This window comes from Vibrio sp. 970, assembly GCF_033339075.1.
Window position 1 is genome coordinate 1 of the sequence record NZ_JAWOTW010000128.1, and the last position, 931, is coordinate 931.

Annotated in this window: 1 protein-coding gene; it reads left to right on the top strand. The window is 45.0% G+C overall.

The features are described 5' to 3' along the window. On the top strand, positions 1–931 hold a 931-nt coding region (locus R7Q11_RS25200; RefSeq protein ID WP_225466882.1), incomplete at both ends, for a sensor domain-containing diguanylate cyclase.

The following is a 931-nucleotide window of genomic DNA, read 5'->3' on the forward strand; positions in this document are numbered from 1 at the left end:
TTGAATCCCACATTGTTGGTATCCATTACATCGATAAACGTGGTTATGTGATTTCGTCGCCCGATAAGTACTCGAAGAATTTTACTAAAGAGCTTTGGTCAACGTTAAAGGCGAGGCCATTCTGGCAAAAAACCGCGCAAGATAAGGTCAACATTACATTGGCTGGGCCTGGGCCGATGCTTGATTCCATGGAAGGGCAAATCATCAGTTTAACAGTGCCAATTTACGAAAAAGGCGTCCACCAAGGGGTGCTCTCGATTGATTTTGATGTCGATGCGCTGCTCACGACTTCTGAAAACCTTGTCGGGAAGCTGCACTTAGTTTCCAATTTCCAAACGATTCCTGAAGATGCCGTGCGGATCAAGCCCATTGAAAAAGAGCGCTTGAGTGCCAATCACAGTATTTATTACGAATATAACTTATGGAGCGAGATTAAGAATTTAACGTTCTTTGAAAAGCACAGCATCGTGGTCGCGGTCTTCATTTACGTATTGAGTACCGTAGTACTGTTTTATGTCAACATGCACACCGAACGTCGCTACTTTAAAGATCTTGCTGCAAGAGACCCAATGACAGGGCTGCTCAACCGCAGAGGAATGCAGGCCGTTTGGCGTAATAAAATGACGAAGAAGAACGTGGCATTGGCTGTGTTCGATATCGATAGCTTTAAGACTATCAATGATACTTACGGCCATGATGTAGGTGACTCTGCGATTCAACTGGTCGCGAAGTGCATCCGAGACAACATTCGTCACAGTGACGTTGCATCTCGCTTTGGTGGTGAGGAGTTTATTCTCGCGATATACGATGAAGATATTGAAGGGATGAAGCACATTCTCGAACGAGTCAAAAAAGCGATTGATGAACGATCACGACGAGTTACGAAGAATGGATTTACCGTGTCGGGTGGTGTGGTCTTTAGCTCTGCAAG